Genomic DNA, 20,019 nt, shown 5'->3' with positions numbered 1-20,019 from the left:
TCCGGGTGCTGGTGCACACCATGCAAATACGCAGCAGGCAAACACACAGCAGGCTATGGGAGGTGCACTGTAATGGCTGTTCTCAGTGCTGAACGTATCAAGATCACCACGACCAAGTCGCCGCTCTGGTGCTCGGTCATCATCGTCGTGCTCGCTCTCGGCTTCGCGGCCATCATGGGCGCGGTTGCCAAGTCGGCTCTGACGTCCTCCGACGTCCAGGGAGCACCGGACCTCGACACCGCCGTTGCCACGGCCGGCATCTCGGGTTTCGGAATCATGGTTCTCATGATCATGGCGGCCCTCGCGGTCACCAGTGAGTACCGCTTCGGGACCATCCGCACCACGTTCCAGGCAGTTCCGAACCGTGCCTCGGTTCTCATCGCCAAAGCCGGCCTCATCGGTGCCTTCGGCGCGGTGCTGACGTTTGTCCTCGCCTTCGGGTCCTATGCGGTGGCCAAAGCCATGGCCGGTACCGAGGCCAGCACGGGCCTGACCCTGTCGACCGGCGATGACTGGCGTGCGATTTACGGCATCCCGGTGTACGCCTTCCTCTGCGTGATTCTTGCTGTCGGCGTCGGATCGATCATCCGCCAGTCGGCGGGCGCTATTGCGTTGCTCCTGCTCTGGCCGCTGCTCATCGAGAGCCTGTTCGGACTGTTCGGCAGTGTCGGCGAGAAGATCACCCCGTTCCTGCCGTTCGCGAATGCAAACCACTTCCTCAGCCCTGGCGGCGGAAGCCTTGATTTCCACTGGGGACCCTGGGGCAGCCTGATCTACTTCGCGGCCTTCGTTCTGGTGATTTTCGGAGCAAGTATTGTCATCGTGAATCGTCGCGACGCCTGATCTTGTCGCTCCCTCGGTAGGTGTTGTCGGGAGACCTACCGAGAACGCGGAGTGACAGCAGAGTAGGGACCCAGTACGAAAAACCATTCGTACTGGGTCCCTTTCCTGTGCTCCGGCCGATATCCTCCGAAGATGAGACTCTTCGGTGTGGTTGTGGTCGGAATGGCTGGAGCACTCGTGGTGAGTGGATGCTCGTCGTCGGGAAGTGAAGCAGCCGTCCCGGCAGATCCGGTGGCATTCGCCGAGACCGTCACGGTCGACGCCGTGACCGGGCATCTGGAGCAACTCGAGAAGATCGCCGGTAACAACGACGGCAATCGATCGGCCGGAACCCCCGGCTACGACGCCAGTGTCGACTACGTGGCAAACCTGCTCGAAGACAAGGGCTTCGACGTCAGTACCCCGGAATTCGACTTCAGCTCCTTCGATCCCGGCACCGAATCCCTGAAAGCTACTGACGGCTCCGATGTTCCGGTGCGGGCGTTGACATATTCCCCCTCCACGGGACCGACCGGAATCACGGCACGCCTGGTGGTGATTCCCGCCGACGAGACACCAGGTTGCGAGGCCACCGACTACGACGGCCGTGACGTGAATGGTGCAATCGTGCTGGTCACCCGCGGAGTGTGCCCGTTCGGCGACAAGCAGAAGATCGCCGCTGACCGCGGCGCGGCAGCGTTGTTGGTTGCCAACAACGAGGACGCGATGCTGGGCGGGGCAACCTTGGGTGAACCCGAAGACGCCCGCATCCCGACCGGCGGGGTGAGCAAGGCGTCGGGCGAGGCTCTTGCCGTAGCGCCCGGAGACCTCACGCTGATTCTCGACACGTCGACGGAAACGACGAAGTCGCGCAACGTGATTGCACAGACCAAGACCGGCGCGACCGACAACGTGGTTGTCGTGGGCGCCCACCTGGACAGTGTGCCGGAAGGTCCCGGAATCAACGACAACGGAAGCGGCACCGCAGCCGTGCTGGAAACCGCGCTGCAGATGGGAAGCTCACCGAGCATCGAGAATGCCGTGCGTTTCGCTTTCTGGGGAGCGGAAGAAGTGGGATTGGTCGGCTCCACCCGTTACGTGGAAGGTCTGAGCGATCAGGAACGGGCCGACATCGCCCTGTATCTGAATTTCGACATGCTCGGTTCGCCCAATGCCGGATACCTGGCTTACGACGGTGACAACTCGGATGCCGTCGGGGAGGGGCCAGGGCCCGAGGGGTCGGCGGGCATCGAGCGCACCTTCGTCGATTTTCTCGCCGGGCGAGGGATTGCGGCGGACGGAACTGACTTCGACGGGCGTTCCGACTACGGCCCGTTCATCGAGATCGGAATCCCGGCGGGCGGAGTGTTCAGCGGCGCGGACGAACGCAAGACGCCGGCTCAGGCCGAGAAGTGGGGCGGCGAAGCGGAGGAGACCTTTGACCCGAACTACCACAGTGCACAGGACAACCTCGCGAACATCGATCGCGAAGCGCTCGCGGCCAACGCTTCTGCAGTAGCCTTCGGAGTTGCGACGTATGCCCAGGATTTGAGCGGGCCGAACGGCGTTCCCGTCGGCGATGCTCGAACGCAGGCCAGAACCGAATGATCGACTGACCGAATGATCGACTGACCGAATGATCGACTGTGCGAGCGACCAGGAGGCCACTGTGCGAGAACGGCGGCAGCACACTGTCTGTAACTCTGAGTTACGCTTGAGTTATGGCTGATCTGTCCCCGGAGGGCACCGACACGACAGGTGCTCCTTCCTCCTCGGTTCGAGGCGTCGTCGACGTCGTCTTGAACTCTGCGGCAGAACTGAACCGTCGGCAGCAGCTCATCGACGCGCTACGACGGCTGAGGCGGGCACTACCCGGTGATCCCGGGTTCGGAGACCCGCTCTCGCTGGCAGGTCCTGGCGGTGCCCGCGCCGTGGCCCGCGTCGCTGACAGATTGCTCGATCAGAAGCCGGCAGCCACTCGCGAAGTGAGCCTCGGAGCACTGCAGGTGTGGCAGGCGGCGCTGGAAAAGATGGGCCGCGGCCGCGGTGATCAAGAACTGACCATCGTCTTCACCGATCTGGTTGGCTTCTCCACCTGGTCACTCGAAGCCGGTGACGGCGCCACGCTGACGCTCCTGCGTGCCGTGGCGCAGGCCGTGGAAACCCCGATCACCGACAACGGCGGACACGTCGTCAAACGGATGGGCGACGGTCTGATGGCCGTGTTCATTCGCCCGGATGCGGCTTTGAAGGCGGTGTTCACCGCGCAGGACGCACTCGCGGAAGTCGACCTCGACGGATACACCCCACGAATGCGCGTCGGCCTCCACACGGGTACCCCGCGCCAGATCGGCGACGACTGGCTCGGCGTCGACGTGACCATCGCCGCCCGGATGATGGGCTTGGGCGGCGACGGCAACGTCATGATGTCGGCGACAACTCTCGAGGAACTCGAAGCCGGCACCCTGGAGGATCTCGATCTCACGATCCGGCCATGGCGGCGAGGGTTTTTCGCGACCACGCCAAACGGAGTTCCCGTCGACCTGGGAATCTGGCGCGTACGCCGGAACTAGCGCACTAGACCTGGAGCCGCCAGAGCGGGGACACCGGACCATGTCCCGCGCCGAGGTCGTACGACGCCTCGAGACACTTGGTCACCCACTCTTTGCCGAACGCCACCGCGTCCGGAACGGAATAGCCATGTGCGAGAGCGCAAGTGATCGCAGCGGCCAGCGTGTCTCCGCCGCCGTGATCGTTGCCGGTGTCGATCCGGGCACTGCTGAATTCGAGGAAACGGTCGCCGTCGAACAACAGATCGGTGGACAACTCCGAAGTACGAAGGTGGCCGCCCTTGACGATGGACCATTGAGCGCCGAGCGCATGCAACGCTTCTGCCGCTTGGCGGGCGCTCTTGTCGTCGACGACCTCGATGCCGGTGATCAACCGAACCTCGTCGAGGTTCGGAGTGACCACCGTGGCAGCCGGAATCAAGGTGTTGCGGACTGCGTCGAGAGCTTCTTCGTGCAACAGCGGATCGCCGTGCATCGACGCGCACACGGGGTCGACCACCAGCGGGATCGGTCGGTCGCGGCCGATCCCCACCTCGGCGGCAACTGCGGCTACCGCTTCGATGATCGTCGTCGAGGCCAGCATTCCCGTCTTCGCTGCGCCGACGCCGATGTCCGAGACCACGACGCGCACCTGGTCGGCGACGATCTCCGGCGGGATCTCGTGGAATCCGCTGACGCCCACCGAATTCTGGACCGTCACAGCGGCGACGGCCACACAGGCGTGTACTCCGCACATCGCCATCGTGCGGGAATCGGCTTGAATGCCGGCTCCGCCGCCGGAGTCGGTTCCGGCGATGGTCAATGCCCGAATCGGGGTCTGTCCGGCGGGGGTCAGGGGCAGCAGCTTCACGACGACGAGCCTACCGACCGGACCTGGGGAAACGGCAGCTCGGTCCGGATGGACTCGGTTTCCGGGATTTCCGCTTCCAGGATTTCCGCGTACTGACGTACGTCCGCCGAGATCCGCATCGAGCAGAACTTCGGCCCGCACATCGAGCAGAAATGTGCGGTCTTGGCGGGCTCGGCCGGCAGTGTCTCGTCGTGGAACTCCCTGGCGGTGTCCGGGTCGAGTGACAAAGCGAACTGGTCCAACCAGCGAAATTCGAAGCGCGCCTTGGACAGTGCGTCGTCGCGGGCCTGTGCATTCGGGTGCCCTTTTGCCAGGTCTGCTGCATGGGCAGCGATCTTGTAGGTGATCACACCGGTTTTCACGTCGTCTCGGTTGGGCAGGCCGAGGTGTTCCTTGGGTGTGACGTAACAGAGCATCGCCGTTCCCGCCCGTGCGATCATCGCCGCACCGATGGCGGAGGTGATGTGGTCGTACGCCGGCGCGATATCGGTAGCGAGCGGTCCGAGGGTGTAGAACGGTGCCTCGTCGCAGAGCTCTTCTTCCAGGCGGACGTTTTCCTCGATCTTGTCCATGGGAACGTGTCCGGGGCCCTCGATCATGACCTGGACTCCTGCGGATTTCGCAATCTTCGTGAGTTCTCCCAGAGTGCGAAGCTCCGCGAATTGGGCGGCGTCGTTGGCGTCGGCGATCGATCCCGGTCGAAGCCCGTCACCGAGGGAGAACGTGACGTCGTATCGGCGCAAGATCTCGCACAGTTCGTCGAAGTGGGTGTAGAGGAACGATTCCTGCCTGTGGTGCATGCACCACGCGGCCATGATCGCGCCGCCGCGCGAGACGATTCCCGTGACGCGACCAGCAGTCAGAGCGATGTAACCGATTCTTACACCGGCATGCACGGTCATGTAGTCGACGCCCTGCTCGCACTGCTCGATTACCGTGTCGCGGTAGATTTCCCATGTCAGAGCAGTGGGATCTCCGTTGACTTTCTCGAGTGCCTGGTAGATCGGTACCGTGCCGACCGGCACGGGTGAGTTGCGCAGAATCCATTCACGGGTCAGGTGGATGTCCTTGCCGGTGGACAGGTCCATGATGGTGTCGGCGCCCCAGCGGATCGCCCACACCATCTTTTCTACTTCCTCTGCAACAGAGGAGGTTACGGCCGAGTTCCCGATATTCGCGTTGATCTTGACGGCGAACTTCTTGCCGATGATCATCGGCTCCAGCTCGCCGTGGCGATGGTTCGCGGGAATTACCGCCCGCCCGCGAGCCACCTCGGAACGCACCAGTTCGGCTGAAACGCCCTCGCGTGCAGCGCAATAGCGCATCTCCGGGGTGATCACACCGTCTCGGGCGCATTCCAGTTGCGTCCGATTGCTTTCCGGGCGTTCCCAGGTGTCCCTGGTCGTCGGGAGCCCTGCATCGAGGTCGATGTCGGCGTCCGTGTCGGTGTAAGGACCTGACGTGTCGTACAGGTCCAGATGCTCACCATTGGTGAGAGTGACGCGTCGAAGTGGGATCCGGAGAGAATCCGATTCGACGTAGTGCTTGCTACTGCCCTCGATCGGGCCGGTTGTCACAGCGGTGTGGACAGTCGCGTGAACAGCCGTACGGACAGACTTCTCCTGCATGGTGCGCTCCCTACGCCGGCATTATCCGGTCAGGTTCATCCGGTCGACGGCCCTAGCCGTCCTCTCAGCCCGCTGGTGCGAGCCCCCGTGGTGGTTGTATGAAATTTGTGCCCGCTGTCACAGCGGCACCGGGCGACTCTATCTCAACCCCGAAAAAGCGTTTCACTGCGATTGCGGTGGAGTCGTTCCCGGTGCAAAAATTGGTCGAACCCGGGACAGCGTCGTCAGTAGCTGATTCTATGAGTGGCATGGATCACAGTTATGGAGAGCGTGCGAACGCAGCAGTCGCAGATCGCGCAGTTGCAGATCGTGCCGTGGAGGTCGCCGCAATGAACGACATCGAAAACTCGAGAACCGGAACCTCACCGGAAGTCACGCTCGTGGACAATCCGTCGCACGAACGATTCGAACTGCTCTCCGACGACGAGTTGGTCGGCATCCTCGGATACCGCGACGAGGACGAGATTTCGGGGAGCGGAGCCGAAGCGGGCGACGTGGTTGCGTACATGCATACCGTCGTCAAGGAGGAGTACGGCGGGCAGGGACTGGCAGCCGTACTCGTGCAGTTCGCGATGGACTGCGCCCGTGAACGTGAATGGTCGGTGCGGCCTGTGTGCACCTATGTTCAGCGGTACCTCGGCGAGCATCCCGAGTATCTGGAACTGCTCGTCGAGGACTAGCCGCCGGAGGTTGCAAACAGACGATCAGGCTCCGAGCTTTACAACTACCCGAGCTTTACGATCACTGGAGCGTGATCGCTGGCGCCCTTGCCTTTTCGCTCGTTTCGATCGATCTCGGCCGCCTCGACGCGCGCTGCGAATGCCGGAGAGCCGAGGATGAAGTCGATTCGCATGCCCTGCTTCTTCGGGAAGCGAAGCTGCGTGTAGTCCCAGTACGTGTACACGCCGGGACCGGGGGTGTACGGGCGAACGACGTCCGCGAACCCGGACTCGGTGAAGGCGGTGAATGCAGCTCGTTCCGGCTCCGACGTGTGGGTCTTGCCCTCGAAGAAAGCGGGATCCCACACGTCGTCGTCCGTAGGAGCGACGTTCCAGTCACCGACCAGGGCGATCTGCGCGTCGGGATCCTGCTTGAGCCAGCCCTCCGCGTCGTCGCGCAGTTTGGCCAGCCAATCCAGCTTGTAGGCGTAATGCGGGTCTTCCAGCTCACGGCCGTTGGGGACGTACAGGCTCCACACCCGCACACCGCCGCAGGTGGCACCGATCGCACGTGCCTCGCGGACCGGGTCTGCCTCGGGATCCTTGTCGAACCCGGGCTGATCCTCGAAGCCGATCTGCACGTCGTCCAGGCCGACGCGCGAAGCGATGGCGACACCGTTCCACTGGCTCAACCCGACGTGGGCGACCTCGTAGCCGATTTCCTTGAAGCGTTCGTACGGAAACTGCTCGTCCTTGCACTTGGTTTCCTGCATTGCCAGGACGTCGACGTCGGATCGACCGAGCCAGTCGATGATCCTGTCGGTACGGGCACGGACGGAGTTGACGTTCCAAGTAGCGATGCGCACGAGGGCAAGCCTAGCGTCAGCCGCCGACAGGATCGGTGGCGTATCGGTAGCGGTGGTGTTCGACGAATCCGAGCCGCTCGTAGAGCGCGATCGCCGCGGAGTTCTCCGCCGAAACCTGGAGGTACGCGTGCGTCGCACCGTTCTGACGACCCCAGGAGAGTAGATCTCCGCAGATCAGCGACCCGATTCCGTGACGACGGTGTTCAGGGGCGACGTGAATGCCGGTCAGTCCTACCCAGCGCTTGCCATCGGGTGCCTCGGTGAGCGCAGCGCGCCCGATGGCAAGCGTCGTGTCGGTGTTTCCGATCGCGCCGAAAGTTGCACTGCCCACGACAGCCGTGAGGACCGCCTCGACGTACGCCGGATCTCCGTGGGCGTCGTACGTCGACAGCCAGTTGTGGTCGGGGCGGTCGGCGAACGAGGTGACCGGAGGACCGAGCGGCAGCGTGACACTGCCCAGATCGGCGGCCATCACGATGGTTTCCTTCTCGCTGGTCCATCCGTCCGGAGCGGTGCCGAGTCGATCGGGGAGGAGAAGCAGGGTCGGCAGGCCGCGGTCACCGAACCACTGGCGTATCCGTTCGAGAGTGCTCGCGTCGAAGCCGGCAACCGTCCCCGCACCACCGAGCGGCAAAGCTGAATTGGCGCGGCCGGTGAAACCGTGACCGGCGCGCAGCAACCAACCGTCGATCCACGCCTGCTCGACCCCCGGCCACGCCGCAGCAGCAGCAGTTTCGAGGTTTCGAATCTCGCCGATGCGAATCGGGCGGGCCGAGAGAGTCTTGAGTGCAATCACCTGATCGGCGGAGACCTGGACCAGCCGACCGTCGCCGCTGCGGACGGCGATGGGATCGGCACCCTCGAGGATGCCGATGACGTCGGTCATGGGATGCGAATAGCCGGGTGGGAGCTTGTATCGCAAAACCACCCGGCTACCGATCGAAATGTTGCCGTTCAGAGCGGAATTCTCAGTCTTCGTAATCGTCGTCGTCGTCGTGACCGAACGGATCGTCGACGGTGCCCGGCGTCCAGGTCAGACCGGGCTTGCCCCAACCGGAACGCTTGATGATCTTCTTGGCGGCGCGCGCGTTGCGGCCGATCAGCACGTCCGTGTAGAGGAAACCGTCGAGATGCCCGGTCTCGTGCTGGAGCATCCGTGCGAAGAATCCGGTGCCCTCGACCTCGATCGGGTTGCCGTCGGCGTCGGTGCCGGTGACCTTCGCCCAATCGGCGCGGCCCGTCGGGAACTGCTCGCCGGGAACGGAAAGGCAACCCTCGAAGTCTTCTTCCGGGTCGGGCATCGTCTGGGGGATTTCGGACGTCTCGAGTACCGGGTTCACGACGACGCCGCGACGACGCTCGCTGCTGCGGTCGTCACCGGGGCAGTCGTAGACGAAGACTCGGAGTGAAACGCCGACCTGATTGGCCGCCAGACCGACGCCGTTGGCGGCGTCCATCGTCTCGTACATGTCTGCGATCAGTTCGGCGATCTCGGCCGGGGACTGAGTGACCGGCTCTGTCGCCTTGTGCAGTACCGGGTCGCCGACGATTCGGATGGGGAGGATAGCCATGCGGACAAGGATAGTGCGGCGCGCCCGCGTAGTTATCACGGCCCGCACACTCGATCATGGTTCAATGGTTGCTGAAGAACAGCGATGTAATTCGTTGCTCGGTCGGAACGTGGGCCGCGGGGGAAATTGTGAGTTACCTTCGGGCCAGGGGACCGGGAAACTCACGGCCGCGAGAATATCGGTCGGAAAAGAACACCGGGCATACGAGTCTCGCTGACGCCGAGCACAGCAGTCGAGGAGTGACATGGACGGCGCAACCGCGCGTAGTCGGAACCAGTCCGAAGGCACTGGCGCCGACGATTCGGTAGTAGATACAGCAGGCATGCACGAGGTGGGCGAAGACGGCCTCACCCGCCGGGAGCACGACATCCTCTCCTTCGAGCGCCAGTGGTGGAAGTACGCCGGTGCGAAGGAAGAAGCCATCAAGGAGTTGTTCGACATGTCGGCAACCCGCTACTACCAGGTTCTCAATGCCTTGGTCGATCGCCCCGAATCCTTGGCGGCTGATCCCATGCTGGTCAAGCGCCTGCGTCGTCTGCGTGCCAGCCGTCAGAAGGCCAGGGCCGCCCGTCGCCTCGGCTTCGAGGTCACCTGAATCACGCGTACATATGATCGGGCTGTCCACACACTGGCGATAAGGTCGACATCGTGAGTACCCCGAAAGAGCAGCCGTCCGGACCTCCGCTTCGCGCAATCGCCATGGTGTTGATCGCGTTGGCGATCGTGTTCATCGGTCTCGGAGCAGCCTCACTGGGTGGATCGAGCGACGGTGGATCGGGCGACGAGAACACCGCAGCAGAGCAGACCGAATCCTCGGCGTCTGCCACGACGAGCGCCACCGCACCGGCATCTGCCACTTCCAAGCCGGCAGCGACGACGCAACCCGCTTCGGGCGATACCACCACTACGTCGCGTCCCTCGGGAACTGCGACGACCACGACTTCCAGCTCCGCGAGCGGCGTCGACACGTCGAATATCAGCGTTCGAGTTCTCAACAACAGCACCGTCTCGGGTCTGGCAGCAGGCACTGCCGAGGAATTGACGGCTGCAGGTTGGAACGTCGAGGAGACGGGTAACTACAGCGAGGGCACCGTCAGTACGACGACGGTGTACTACGGATCGTCCGCGGCGGAGAAGGCAGCGGCGCAGAAGATCGCAGCTGAACTCGGAGTCACCGCAGAACCTCGATTCGCCGGCATCGCGAACGCGTCACCTGGCGTGATCGTGATCGTGACCTCCAACTGACCGGTCGTGAAGGTGGAACTGACCCGTCGGTTCCAGCTACTACACGCGCCGTTATGATCAGAAGCACTTTCTCGCCACCTCAAAGGAGCGGTTCGATGGCCCCCAGCAGCACCCGGCGTATGTCCTGGCGCGTCGTTGCCCCTGTAGTCGCGATTGCCGCTTTCGGCTTGACCGCTTGCAGTAACAGCGAAGAGCCCAGCAGCGTCCCCGGCACGACTCCTCCGGTGTGGACCGGTGCAGCCGATCCCAGCGCGCACGAAAGCGCGGGCGGCCACGGTTCCGAGACGGCTCACGCCGGCGCTTCTGCCGAGACTGTCACCGCAACGCTGAACGGCACCGACGGCGCCAAGGTCGGAACGGTCACGTTCGCGCAGGAAGGTAGCGACGTCAAGGTCACCCTCGACGCCAAGGGCCTCACCCCCGGCTTCCACGGATTCCACGTCCACCAGGTCGCCAAGTGCGAGACCAATTCCGTTGCCCCCAGCGGCGGAGAGCCGGGTAACTTCCTCTCGGCAGGCGGACACTTCCAGGCCGAGGGTCACACGGGCCACCCGGCGAGCGGTGACCTCACTTCGGTTCAGGTCCTCGAAGACGGCACCGCCACACTGGTCACCACGACCGATGCATTCACCGTCGACGAACTGGTCGCAAACGGTGGAACATCCGTCATGATCCACGCCGGAGCGGACAACTTCGGCAACATCCCGACGCGTTACGCGCCGGCACCGGATCAGCAGACCCTCGACACCGGTGACGCAGGCGGACGCGTTGCTTGCGGTGTCATCACCAAGAGCTGACAACTCACCTGAGTTTTGCATCACTTCCGGCGACTACCACGCAGTAGCCAGCACGGTGTTTTTACCGACACTGTGATTGGATTCTCTGCGTGGTAGTTCCATTTCCAGGTTCGCCGCGCCCGACGCTGGGCGTGGAGTGGGAGATCGCGCTGGTCGATCGCAAGACCAGAGATCTCTCCAACACAGCAGCCGAGGTGTTTTCGGCGGTCGAAGAGCTTGCCGGCTCCGAAACCCCGCACATCACCAAGGAACTACTGCGAAATACCGTCGAACTCGTCACGGGTATTCACTCGACGGTCGGCGAGGCGATGAGTGATCTCGACAGGTCACTGGATCTGCTTCGCCGCGCTGCGAATCCGCTCGGCGTCGACCTCATCAGCGCGGGCACGCACCCGTTCGCGCAATGGTCGACGCAGCTGGTCACCCGGACACCCGACTACGACGAACTCATCGAACGCACGCAGTGGTGGGGTCGGCAGATGCTGATCTGGGGCGTGCACGTTCACGTGGGTGTCTCGTCCGCGGATCGCGTTTTCCCGATCATCAACGCACTGCTGCAGCGCTATCCGCACCTGTTGGCGCTGTCGGCGTCCTCGCCGATGTGGGCCGGTGTGGACACCGGCTATGCGTCCAATCGCGCGTTGATGTTCCAGCAGCTGCCAACCGCCGGCCTTCCGTACCAGTTCGAGAACTGGGCCGAATACGAGTCGTTCATCGACGACCAGATGAAGACCGGTGTGATCACCAAGATCGGTGGCATGCACTGGGACATCCGTCCCGCGCCGAAGTGGGGAACCATCGAGGTCCGGGTCTTCGACGGCGTCTCGACACGCGCCGAACTGGGTGCTCTCGTTGCTCTGGTCCACTGCCTCATCGTCGATCTGGACCGCAGACTGAGTGCCGGTGAGACTCTGCCGAACATGCAGCCGTGGCACGTCAAGGAAAACAAGTGGCGCGCAGCGAGATACGGACTGGACGCCGAGATCATCCTCGACTCCGACGCAAACGAGTGCCTCGTCACTGACGATCTGGATCGCCTGCTCGACGACTTGGCGCCGATTGCGGTCTCACTCGGCTGCGCGGACGAGTTGGCGTCGGTGGCGGACATTCCCCGTCGCGGTGCCTCCTACCAGCGTCAACGCCGTGTCGCGGAAGCGACGGGCGGCGATCTGGTTGCGGTAGTCGACGCATTGGTCGCGGAGTTGGGTACTTAGAGCACTCCGTGTTGCCGATGGTTTCGTAGGGTCGAAATACGGGCATACAGACCGATTGTCCAGTCTGCGTCCATATTCGGTTCACACGGCGTTTACTATTGTCCGGTGTTGATAGACAGTTGGTCCCAACGAGGGGGCGTACCCGGACAGTCGGATCGTTCGTGGTCGAGTTCTCATCGACTCCTTCTGATCGGCACAGCAGCATTGGCCGTGCTGGTCCTGGGTGTGCAGGCGTTCGCGTCGTACAAGGGCTATCTCGGTCCGGTGGAAAGCCTGTTCGGTGACTATTTCCTCGTTCCTCGCTCGGCGACCATGCCCTGGGTGGGTCTCGCTCTCGCGCTGGTTGGACTGAACAACAAAGAACGCATCTACGCGGTATCCGCGGCCGTTGTCATCGACGTGGTCGTTGGCGCGATCCGCTGGTTCTCGGGTGGACCGCTGACTATGGGCACCGGCGGCACCTGGGTACTGACGGCCATCGCGGTGTACGCGGTGTGGAAGTTGTCCGGCGAGCGTCGACTCAGCGTTCTGCACGGCGTCGCTCTCGGCGCGTTGCTCATCATCGCCGCCAAGGTTGCCGAGACGTGGCTGGAGATCACCATTCTCGTCGGCACCGACGTGTGGGACGAGTACGTGTTCCTCGCCGACCAGGCTCTCGGGAATCCGTCGTGGGTGATGGGCCAGATCGTCGACGCCATGGGCCCCGTCGGTGCAGCAGCCCTCGACTGGATCTACGTCGAACTGCCCGTCGCAGTGATCGTGGTTGCCCTCTACCAAGCACGTAAGGGATGGCCGTCGCATCACCTGCTGCGAACATTCCTGCTCATCGGGCTGATCGGCCCGATCTTCTACGTCCTGTTCCCGGTGGTCGGTCCGGTGTTCGCCTTCGGTCCGCGTGGGTTCGGATTCCAGATCGGTGACTACTGGCCGAACATCGTGCCCAACTTCGACTTCGCATCACCGTCGTCGCTGCCGTTCGACGACGCCGCACCGCGAAACTGCATGCCGAGCCTGCATACCGCGTGGGCGGTCGCATTGTTCATCCACTCGCGCAGCGGACCGTGGTGGATTCGCAGCCTGGGATCGTTCTGGCTCGTTGCGACCCTGACCGCGACGCTCGGCTTCGGATTCCACTACGGCGTCGACCTCATTGCCGGTGCCGTCCTGTGCTTGACCCTCGATGCGGCGCTACGGGATCCGGAGCGAGGCTGGGGGTGGTTCCGAGTGCGTCTGTTGATCGGTGGTTCGGCACTACTCGCGGGGTTGTTGCTCTCGTACCGGTTCGCTGCGGTGCAGATGGCCGAGTACCCGGCGATCTTCGGACCGCTGCTGATGGCTGTCCTGGTTCTCATGTCGGTCGCGTACTTCGCCACCTTCTTCGCCCGCCCCGGCACTGCTCTTGCGGTGTGGGGCGAGCGCGACGGCGAGTGGGATGCCGCTACAGGAGAGAGTCCGGGTCTTCCAGCTCGTTGATCTTCATGAGGTCGTCCTCTTCGCGCTGTTCGCGGTAGGCGACTCGGCCGACACTGTGCGCGATCACGGGCGCGGTCAGCAGCGTGAAGATGCCCACCAGGACCAACATCCAGATGTCGACGCTCCCACGAAGCAGAAACACAGCGCCCATCAGAACCAGGATAAGTCCGACCACCTGAGGTTTCGTGGCCGCGTGCATACGACGCAGGGTGTCGGGGAAGCGAACGATTCCCACCGCGGCGGTCAGCGCGAGCAGCGCGCCGAGGAAGATGGAGATGGCCCCGATCGTGTCGAGGATGTTGCCGATCACTGGTCACTCACCCGGAAGCGCGCGACGGACACGGAACCGATGAAGCCGACCAGTGCCAGCGCCACGATCGCGGGAACGATCGTGGTGTCTTTGCTGTACGCGGCCCAGACGGCGAGTCCACACATCGAGACCGCGATGATCGTGTCCAGAGCGACGAGGCGGTCGAGTGAGCTCGGACCGTCGAGCAATCGGAACGTGGTCAGTACGGCGGCGATCAGCAGAATCACTCCGGAAATGATCAAGATCGTGGTGATGAACCCGTTCATGGTTGGTCCTCCTGCCGGGGTGCATCGAATTCGTAGTCGCGCTGGTGCCACGGGCTGGGTTGCCAGTCCGAATCACGTTCGAACGACGCGATGAACAACCGCTCGAGATCCTCCACCGAGCGGTAGAACGCGCTGACGGCTTTCTGCGATCCGACGTCGAGCACGTGGACGTAGACGATGCGCCGGTTCTGGTCGATCTCGAGAACCATGGTGCCCGGGATCAGGTTCAGTACGTCGATGCACAGCGTGAGAACCAGGTCGGACTTGATCCCGAGTTGGTAACGCAGAACTCCGGTGACCGGCGGCGGCGACGGACGGATCGCCAGCCACGCGACCTGGATACTCGACTGGATCGCGTAGTACACGATCATCCACAGCAGGCGCAGAATCGACAACAGATGTACCCGACCCTCGACCGGTACGCGAGGGAGGGGAAGCAGGACCATGATGATCAGGCCGACGGCGAGTCCGCCGAAGATGTTGCCGAAACTGATGTTGCCCCACAACAGGATCCATACGACCATCAGCCACAGCAGGATCCCGACGCGGAGTACCTGTTCGCGTTTCATCGCGGAGCCTCCTCGGTGTTCGGGGCGTCGGTGTTCGGGGCATCGGTACTGGGAGCTACAGCAGGGTCGTCTGCAGCGACGGGAGCTTCGTCGACCGGCACGGGTCGGTGGTTGCCGAGAACCGCGTCGATGTAGATGGACCGGTCTTGCAGATCCTTCGCCGCTCTGTCGCTGATGTCGATGATCCGGCCTGCGAACACCGTCAGTGCCAGGCCGACGATGACGAGTCCGACCGTCGGAATCAGCATGAAGACCGGAATCTTGCCGACGTCCTCGCGGTCGACGAACGCGATGTCCTCTTCGGACTCGTCGATCAATGCTGACGGGCTGACGTCGGCGAGGTCACCTTCGGGCGCGTCGGCGCGGGCTCGCCAGAAGGCCTTGGTCCACACGCGGGCGACCGCGTAGAGCGTCAGCAAGCTGGTGATCGTGCCGCCGGCGACGAGGATCCAGGCCAGCGCGCTGGCGTCGGCCGCACCGGCCTGAAGGAGCGCGACCTTGCCGATGAAGCCCGAGAACGGCGGGATACCACCGAGATTCAGCGCCGGGATCAGGAAGACGATCGCGAGGATCGGGCTGGCCGCCGCCAGACCGCCGAGTCGGCGCAGCGACGACGACCCGGCTTGTCGTTCGATCAGACCCACGACGAGGAAGAGCGTCGTCTGCACGATGATGTGGTGGGCGACGTAGTAGATCGCGCCGGACAGCCCGGACGTCGTGGACAGTGCGATACCGAAGATCATGTAACCGATATGGCTGACCAGTGTGAACGAGAGCAGACGTTTGATGTCGCTCTGCGCGATGGCACCCATGATGCCGACCACCATCGTGAGCAGACCGCACACCATCAGTACGTTGTCGAGTTCTCCTTGCGGGAATAACAGTGAGTGCGCGCGGATGATCGCGTACACACCGACCTTGGTGAGCAACCCGGCGAAGACGGCGGTGATCGGTGCGGGCGCGGTCGGATACGAGTCCGGTAGCCACGCCGACAGCGGGAAGACCGCAGCCTTGATGCCGAACGCCACGAGCAGGACAGCGAAGATGGCGGTTCGTGTGCCCGGCGGAATGTTGTCGAAGCGCAGGGCCATGTCGGCCATGTTGAGGGTGCCGGTCGCCGCATAGGCGAAGGCGATGCCCGCCAGGAAGATCAGCGAAGACACCATCGAGACCATCACGTACGAGACACCGGCCCGAACGCGGTCGGCGCTGGCACCGAGCGTCAGGAGCACGAAACTCGCGGCGAGCAGAACCTCGAATCCGACGTACAGGTTGAAGAGGTCACCGGCGAGGAACGCGTTCGAGATACCGGCAGTCAATGCGAGATAGGTCGGCAGGAAGATCGAGACCGGCTGGGCCTCGCTGCCGTCGCGAATACCCTGACCGATCGCGTAGATCATGACGGCGAGCAACACCACCGACGAGACCACGAGCATCATCGCCGAGAGACGGTCGACGACGAGTGTGATGCCGATGGGGGAGTCCCAGCCGCCGACCTGAACGGCCGTCGTACCGTCGCGGTCGGCGAGGTAGAGCAGCAATCCAGACACCGCGACGACGCCGATGAGCGCGATCAGTGTGATGACACGCTGGAAACGCGGACGTCGGCCGACAACCAGCGTCGCAGCTGCGGCCAGCATCGGGATCAGGACGGGCAGGGGCGCAAGGGCTCCCATCAGGTTGTCCGAGATGGTCATGCGCCGCCACCTCCCTCGATCTTGGTCTGGCGAGCGTCTTTGCGCCGCTTCTCGGATTCCTTCTTACGAGCAAGGTCGGTGGCCCAGTCGGGTACCGGTTCGTCCTCGAAGTCGCCGTCGTGGAGGTCGTCGTAGCATTCGATGTCCTCGAGGTTGACCAGTTGTTCGAGGGGAATAGGGTTGCCGTCCTTGTCGAATGCGTCGCCGCCGATGCTCGGGGCACCGGTGACCGGGTCGTCGGAGCGGTCGTGGTCGGGAGCGTCGGCAGGCAGGCGACGCTTGAGGATCTTGGTGTCCTCGGGATCGTCCTCGACGGCGTCGGCGGTGTTGATCTTGTAAGACCGGTACGCCAGTGCCAGAACGAAGCCGGCGATACCCATCGTGATCACGATGGCCGTCAGGATCATGCCCTGGGCGAGCGGATCCGCTATCTCCTCGTGGACCGAATCTCGGCCGACGATGGGCGGATTCCCGTCCGATCCACCTACGGTCAGGATCAAGAGGTTGATGGCGTTACCGAATAGAAGTAGACCGAGGAGCATCCGGGTGATGCTTCGTTCGATCAGCAGGTAGACACCGGCCGACGTGAGGACGCCGATCAGGATCAGCATTCCGATATTTGCGCTCATGGTGCTTTCACCTCGATTTCTGCGTCGAGGCGGGCGCCGAGACTTCGGAGTACGTCCAGGACCAGGCCGACCACGATGAGGTAGACGCCCAGGTCGAAGAACAGTGCGGTGACCAGTTTGACGTGGCCGATGAGCGGGAGCGTGAACTCGAAGACAGCCGACGAGAGTGCCGGAGCGCCGAGGAACAGCGACACCAGGGCGGTGCCCGCGGCCAGCGCCAAACCGAGGCCGAGAATCTTGCCCGCGTCGATGGGTACGGCTTCACCGAGTTCGTAGCGGCCACCGGCGAGGTAACGCAGCACGAGGGCGAGGCCCGCCGTCAGGCCTCCGGCGAAACCGCCGCCGGGGGCATTGTGACCGGAGAAGAAGAAGTAGATCGACAACACCATGATGGTCGGGAAGATCAACCTCGTGGTGACCTCGAGAACCAGCGAACGGTGTCGAGGATCGATGAGGTCTCCGCCGCGCAACCACGTCGTGTCCGAGTTGGCCGCTGCCTTGTCGACGATGACGGAGGGGGCGTCCGCGACTCGCGGCGCGATACCGAAGCGGCGGTTGCGGAACACGAGGCTGGCGACGCCGGTTGCCGCGACCAGCAGGACCGAGATCTCACCGAGCGTGTCCCATGCGCGGATGTCGACGAGTAGGACGTTGACGACGTTCTTGCCGTTGCCCAGGTCGTAGGCCGCGTCGGGAAGCAGTTCGTAGATCGGACGAGTGTTTCTCGCATTGGTCGCGAAGGCCGCGATGGTGGTTACGGTGATACCGACCGCGACGGCGAGTGCGGCACGCGGCCACTTGAAGCCGATTGCCTTGCTCTCGTCGACCTCTGCGGGGAACTTCCGCAGTACCAGCACGAAGATCACGAGGGTCAAGGTTTCGACGAGGAACTGGGTCAGCGCGAGGTCGGGTGCGCCGTGCAGCGCGAACAACACGCCACAGCCGTAGCCGGTGAGTCCGACGAGGATGACGCTGGCGAGTCGGTTGCGCATCAGCGTCGCGGCGATGGCGGCCGAAATCATCATCAGCGCGATAGTGAACTGGATGGGTGAATCCCACATCCGAAGGTCGACTCCGCCGCCATCGGTGTCGATGATCAGCAGGAACAGTGGCACCACGACCAGCGTCGCAAGAATCGTCGACTGCGTGCGGGGGAGCGAACCACGCTGAGTGGCACCGGTCAGGCGCATCGAGATGGTGTCCATGCCGCGCAGGGTCGCGTCGTAGATGCGGTCGGCGTTGCCGAGCGGCGGGTGCTCGAAGTGCAGGCGGCTGATCTGACGCTGCGCGATGTAGAGCGCGATGCCGCCGGCGATGACGATGCAGGTGAGCAGCAGTGGAGTGTTGAATCCGTGCCACAGCGCGAGGTGGTAGTCGGCGTGCGGTCCGGGGGCCAGTGTGGTCGAGTACGGCGTCAGCAGCTTCTCGAGTTGGGGCGAGAGAATGCCGGCGGCCAGACCGAGAACCGCTAGTAGGCCGGGCGCGAACAGGAACAGCCAACCCGGCTTGTGCATCTTGCTCACGGCCGGACTCGGCTTGCTCAAGGTCTTGCGTCCGAAGGCGCCCCAGATGAACCGGACGCTGTAGCCGACGGTCAGGATCGAGCCCAACACGATCACCGTGACGACGGCGATCGACGACCAGTGGCCGAGCGCGTTCGTTTCGAGAACTGATTCGAGTGCGGCTTCCTTGCCGACGAATCCGAGTAGCGGTGGTAGACCGGCCATGCTGGCGGCAGCGAGGCTCGCGATGATCGCGAGAGCGGGTGCCGCTTTACCCAGGTGAGCAAGTTTGCGCAGGTCACGGGTGCCGGTGGTGTGATCGATGATGCCAACGACCATGAAGAGTGCGGCCTTGAACATCGCGTGCGCCACGACCATCGTCATGCCGGCCAAGGCGGCGTCACGCGTGCCGATGCCGACCAGGACCATCATGAAGCCGAGTTGGCTGACGGTTCCGAAGGCGAGGACGAGTTTGAGGTCGTACGCGCGCATGGCTCGCCAACCGGCGAGGATCATCGACAGCAGACCCAAACTGATGATGGTGATGCGCCACGGCGGCGAATCGGCGTACCCGGGAGCCAGGCGCGCGACGAGGTAGATACCGGCCTTGACCATTGCTGCCGCGTGAAGATAACCGCTGACAGGGGTGGGCGCGGCCATCGCACCTGGCAGCCAGAAGTGCAGGGGCACGATTGCCGATTTGGAGAGCGCACCGATCAGGATCAAGACGATCGCGACGGACGGGAGCCACCCCGTCGGCGGGTTCGCGACCAGTTCGGACAGGTTGTAGCTGCCGCCGACCTGGCCGAGGATGATCATGCCGACCAACATCGCCAGACCACCGGCGGTGGTGACCAGCAGTGCCTGGGTCGCGGCGCGGCGACTGGTGGCGCGTTCGGCGTAGTGACCCACGAGCAGGAACGACAAGACCGTCGTCAGTTCCCAGAACACGTAGAGAAGCAGCATGTTGTCGCTGGTCACGAGTCCGAACATGGCACCCGCGAAGGCGACCATCTCGGCGGCGAAGATGCCGAGTCGAGGTTCGTCGTCGTTGAAGTAGCGGGCGCAGTAGATCAGAATCAGCGTGCCGACGCCCAGGACGAGCACGGCCATGATGGCCGAAAGCGCGTCGAACCTGAAGTCGATGTCCATCGACAGGCCGGGAACCCAGGTGATGTGCAGCGTCTCGACGGTGCCCCATTTGTCGATGACCCAGCCGAGGCTGGCGAGGGGGACTATCGCGAGGGGGAAGAAGCCGTTTCGCCCTAACCTGCGCACCACAAGCGGAGCCAAGAGGGCGGCAACGGCATGGGCAAGCAAGATAGCGAGCAAAAGGCACTCCGTCGTGTTG

Annotated in this window: 20 protein-coding genes; 9 read left to right on the top strand and 11 right to left on the bottom strand. The window is 63.5% G+C overall.

Annotated elements, in window-relative coordinates; genetic code table 11:
* Positions 1-72: 72 nt before the first annotated feature.
* The 3 genes from RE4_RS21650 (at position 73) to RE4_RS21640 (ending at position 3,395) form a co-directional block, all read left to right on the top strand.
* A complete protein-coding gene (locus RE4_RS21650) occupies positions 73-843 on the top strand; it encodes an ABC transporter permease (RefSeq protein WP_019744508.1) in 771 nt (256 codons plus the stop codon).
* A 132-nt stretch (positions 844-975) separates the two neighbouring features.
* Positions 976-2,430, top strand: coding sequence for a M20/M25/M40 family metallo-hydrolase (locus RE4_RS21645; RefSeq protein ID WP_019744507.1), 1,455 nt, complete (start codon positions 976-978; stop codon positions 2,428-2,430).
* A 113-nt stretch (positions 2,431-2,543) separates the two neighbouring features.
* Positions 2,544-3,395, top strand: a complete 852-nt coding sequence (locus RE4_RS21640) for an adenylate/guanylate cyclase domain-containing protein (protein WP_019744506.1) — start codon at positions 2,544-2,546, stop codon at positions 3,393-3,395.
* Positions 3,396-3,399: 4 nt separating this feature from the next.
* On the opposite strand, the gene thiD is transcribed toward RE4_RS21640, so the two are convergent.
* Both thiD and thiC read right to left on the bottom strand, forming a co-directional pair.
* On the bottom strand, positions 3,400-4,242 hold the full coding sequence (thiD, locus tag RE4_RS21635) for a bifunctional hydroxymethylpyrimidine kinase/phosphomethylpyrimidine kinase (RefSeq protein ID WP_003945044.1): 843 nt from the start codon (positions 4,240-4,242) through the stop codon (positions 3,400-3,402).
* On the bottom strand, positions 4,239-5,870 hold the full coding sequence (thiC, locus tag RE4_RS21630) for a phosphomethylpyrimidine synthase ThiC (RefSeq protein WP_081098412.1): 1,632 nt from the start codon (positions 5,868-5,870) through the stop codon (positions 4,239-4,241). Before thiC ends, thiD begins: the two co-directional genes overlap by 4 nt.
* A gap of 248 nt (positions 5,871-6,118) precedes the next feature.
* Between thiC and RE4_RS21625 the strand changes: the two genes are divergently transcribed.
* A complete protein-coding gene (locus tag RE4_RS21625; protein ID WP_223257849.1) occupies positions 6,119-6,550 on the top strand; it encodes a GNAT family N-acetyltransferase in 432 nt (143 codons plus the stop codon).
* A 44-nt stretch (positions 6,551-6,594) separates the two neighbouring features.
* Here RE4_RS21625 and RE4_RS21620 read toward each other — a convergent pair whose 3' ends face one another.
* Genes RE4_RS21620 through RE4_RS21610 form a run of 3 tightly spaced genes read right to left on the bottom strand, consistent with a single transcriptional unit; the run spans position 6,595 to position 8,966 of the window.
* Positions 6,595-7,395 carry an exodeoxyribonuclease III gene (locus tag RE4_RS21620; RefSeq protein WP_020906690.1) on the bottom strand — a complete coding sequence of 267 codons (801 nt, stop codon included), beginning with the start codon at positions 7,393-7,395 and terminating at the stop codon, positions 6,595-6,597.
* 16 nt (positions 7,396-7,411) lie between these two features.
* On the bottom strand, positions 7,412-8,353 hold the full coding sequence (locus RE4_RS21615; protein WP_194273543.1) for an N-acetylglutamate synthase, CG3035 family: 942 nt from the start codon (positions 8,351-8,353) through the stop codon (positions 7,412-7,414).
* 10 nt (positions 8,354-8,363) lie between these two features.
* Complete coding sequence (locus RE4_RS21610; protein ID WP_060939315.1) at positions 8,364-8,966, bottom strand: peptide deformylase; 603 nt, start codon at positions 8,964-8,966, stop codon at positions 8,364-8,366.
* A 244-nt stretch (positions 8,967-9,210) separates the two neighbouring features.
* Between RE4_RS21610 and napA the strand changes: the two genes are divergently transcribed.
* The 5 genes from napA (at position 9,211) to RE4_RS21585 (ending at position 13,695) form a co-directional block, all read left to right on the top strand.
* Positions 9,211-9,561 carry a nucleoid-associated protein NapA gene (gene napA, locus RE4_RS21605; protein WP_007730120.1) on the top strand — a complete coding sequence of 117 codons (351 nt, stop codon included), beginning with the start codon at positions 9,211-9,213 and terminating at the stop codon, positions 9,559-9,561.
* Between the two features lie 53 nt (positions 9,562-9,614).
* Positions 9,615-10,211 carry a LytR C-terminal domain-containing protein gene (locus RE4_RS21600; RefSeq protein WP_021333972.1) on the top strand — a complete coding sequence of 199 codons (597 nt, stop codon included), beginning with the start codon at positions 9,615-9,617 and terminating at the stop codon, positions 10,209-10,211.
* A 95-nt stretch (positions 10,212-10,306) separates the two neighbouring features.
* Positions 10,307-11,008 (top strand): superoxide dismutase[Cu-Zn], encoded by a 702-nt coding sequence (sodC, locus tag RE4_RS21595; RefSeq protein WP_007730117.1) that lies wholly within the window; start codon positions 10,307-10,309, stop codon positions 11,006-11,008.
* An 89-nt stretch (positions 11,009-11,097) separates the two neighbouring features.
* Positions 11,098-12,222, top strand: coding sequence for a glutamate--cysteine ligase (locus tag RE4_RS21590; protein WP_003945034.1), 1,125 nt, complete (start codon positions 11,098-11,100; stop codon positions 12,220-12,222).
* A gap of 105 nt (positions 12,223-12,327) precedes the next feature.
* Positions 12,328-13,695 (top strand): phosphatase PAP2 family protein, encoded by a 1,368-nt coding sequence (locus RE4_RS21585; RefSeq protein WP_060939314.1) that lies wholly within the window; start codon positions 12,328-12,330, stop codon positions 13,693-13,695.
* Here RE4_RS21585 and mnhG read toward each other — a convergent pair.
* The 6 genes from mnhG to RE4_RS21555 are packed head-to-tail and all read right to left on the bottom strand — an operon-like array spanning position 13,661 to position 20,000.
* Positions 13,661-14,005 (bottom strand): monovalent cation/H(+) antiporter subunit G, encoded by a 345-nt coding sequence (gene mnhG, locus RE4_RS21580; protein ID WP_003945045.1) that lies wholly within the window; start codon positions 14,003-14,005, stop codon positions 13,661-13,663. The genes RE4_RS21585 and mnhG overlap by 35 nt on opposite strands.
* Entirely contained in the window at positions 14,002-14,271 is a 270-nt protein-coding gene (locus RE4_RS21575; RefSeq protein ID WP_003945061.1) for a monovalent cation/H+ antiporter complex subunit F, read from the bottom strand. Before RE4_RS21575 ends, mnhG begins: the two co-directional genes overlap by 4 nt.
* Positions 14,268-14,840 carry a Na+/H+ antiporter subunit E gene (locus RE4_RS21570; RefSeq protein WP_003945063.1) on the bottom strand — a complete coding sequence of 191 codons (573 nt, stop codon included), beginning with the start codon at positions 14,838-14,840 and terminating at the stop codon, positions 14,268-14,270. Before RE4_RS21570 ends, RE4_RS21575 begins: the two co-directional genes overlap by 4 nt.
* Positions 14,837-16,537, bottom strand: coding sequence for a Na+/H+ antiporter subunit D (locus RE4_RS21565; protein WP_029254784.1), 1,701 nt, complete (start codon positions 16,535-16,537; stop codon positions 14,837-14,839). Before RE4_RS21565 ends, RE4_RS21570 begins: the two co-directional genes overlap by 4 nt.
* A complete protein-coding gene (locus tag RE4_RS21560) occupies positions 16,534-17,166 on the bottom strand; it encodes a Na(+)/H(+) antiporter subunit C (RefSeq protein ID WP_019744495.1) in 633 nt (210 codons plus the stop codon). Before RE4_RS21560 ends, RE4_RS21565 begins: the two co-directional genes overlap by 4 nt.
* Positions 17,163-20,000: a Na+/H+ antiporter subunit A gene (locus RE4_RS21555; protein WP_019744494.1), complete on the bottom strand. Its 2,838-nt coding sequence runs from the start codon at positions 19,998-20,000 to the stop codon at positions 17,163-17,165. The genes RE4_RS21560 and RE4_RS21555 overlap by 4 nt, the downstream gene beginning before the upstream one ends.
* Between the last annotated feature and the right edge of the window lie 19 nt (positions 20,001-20,019).

It is taken from the genome of Rhodococcus erythropolis NBRC 15567, from assembly GCF_001552595.1.
Taxonomy (GTDB): domain Bacteria; phylum Actinomycetota; class Actinomycetes; order Mycobacteriales; family Mycobacteriaceae; genus Rhodococcus_F; species Rhodococcus_F erythropolis.
Note: the sequence above shows the minus strand (reverse complement) of the source record. Positions and strands in the feature narration are given on the sequence as shown.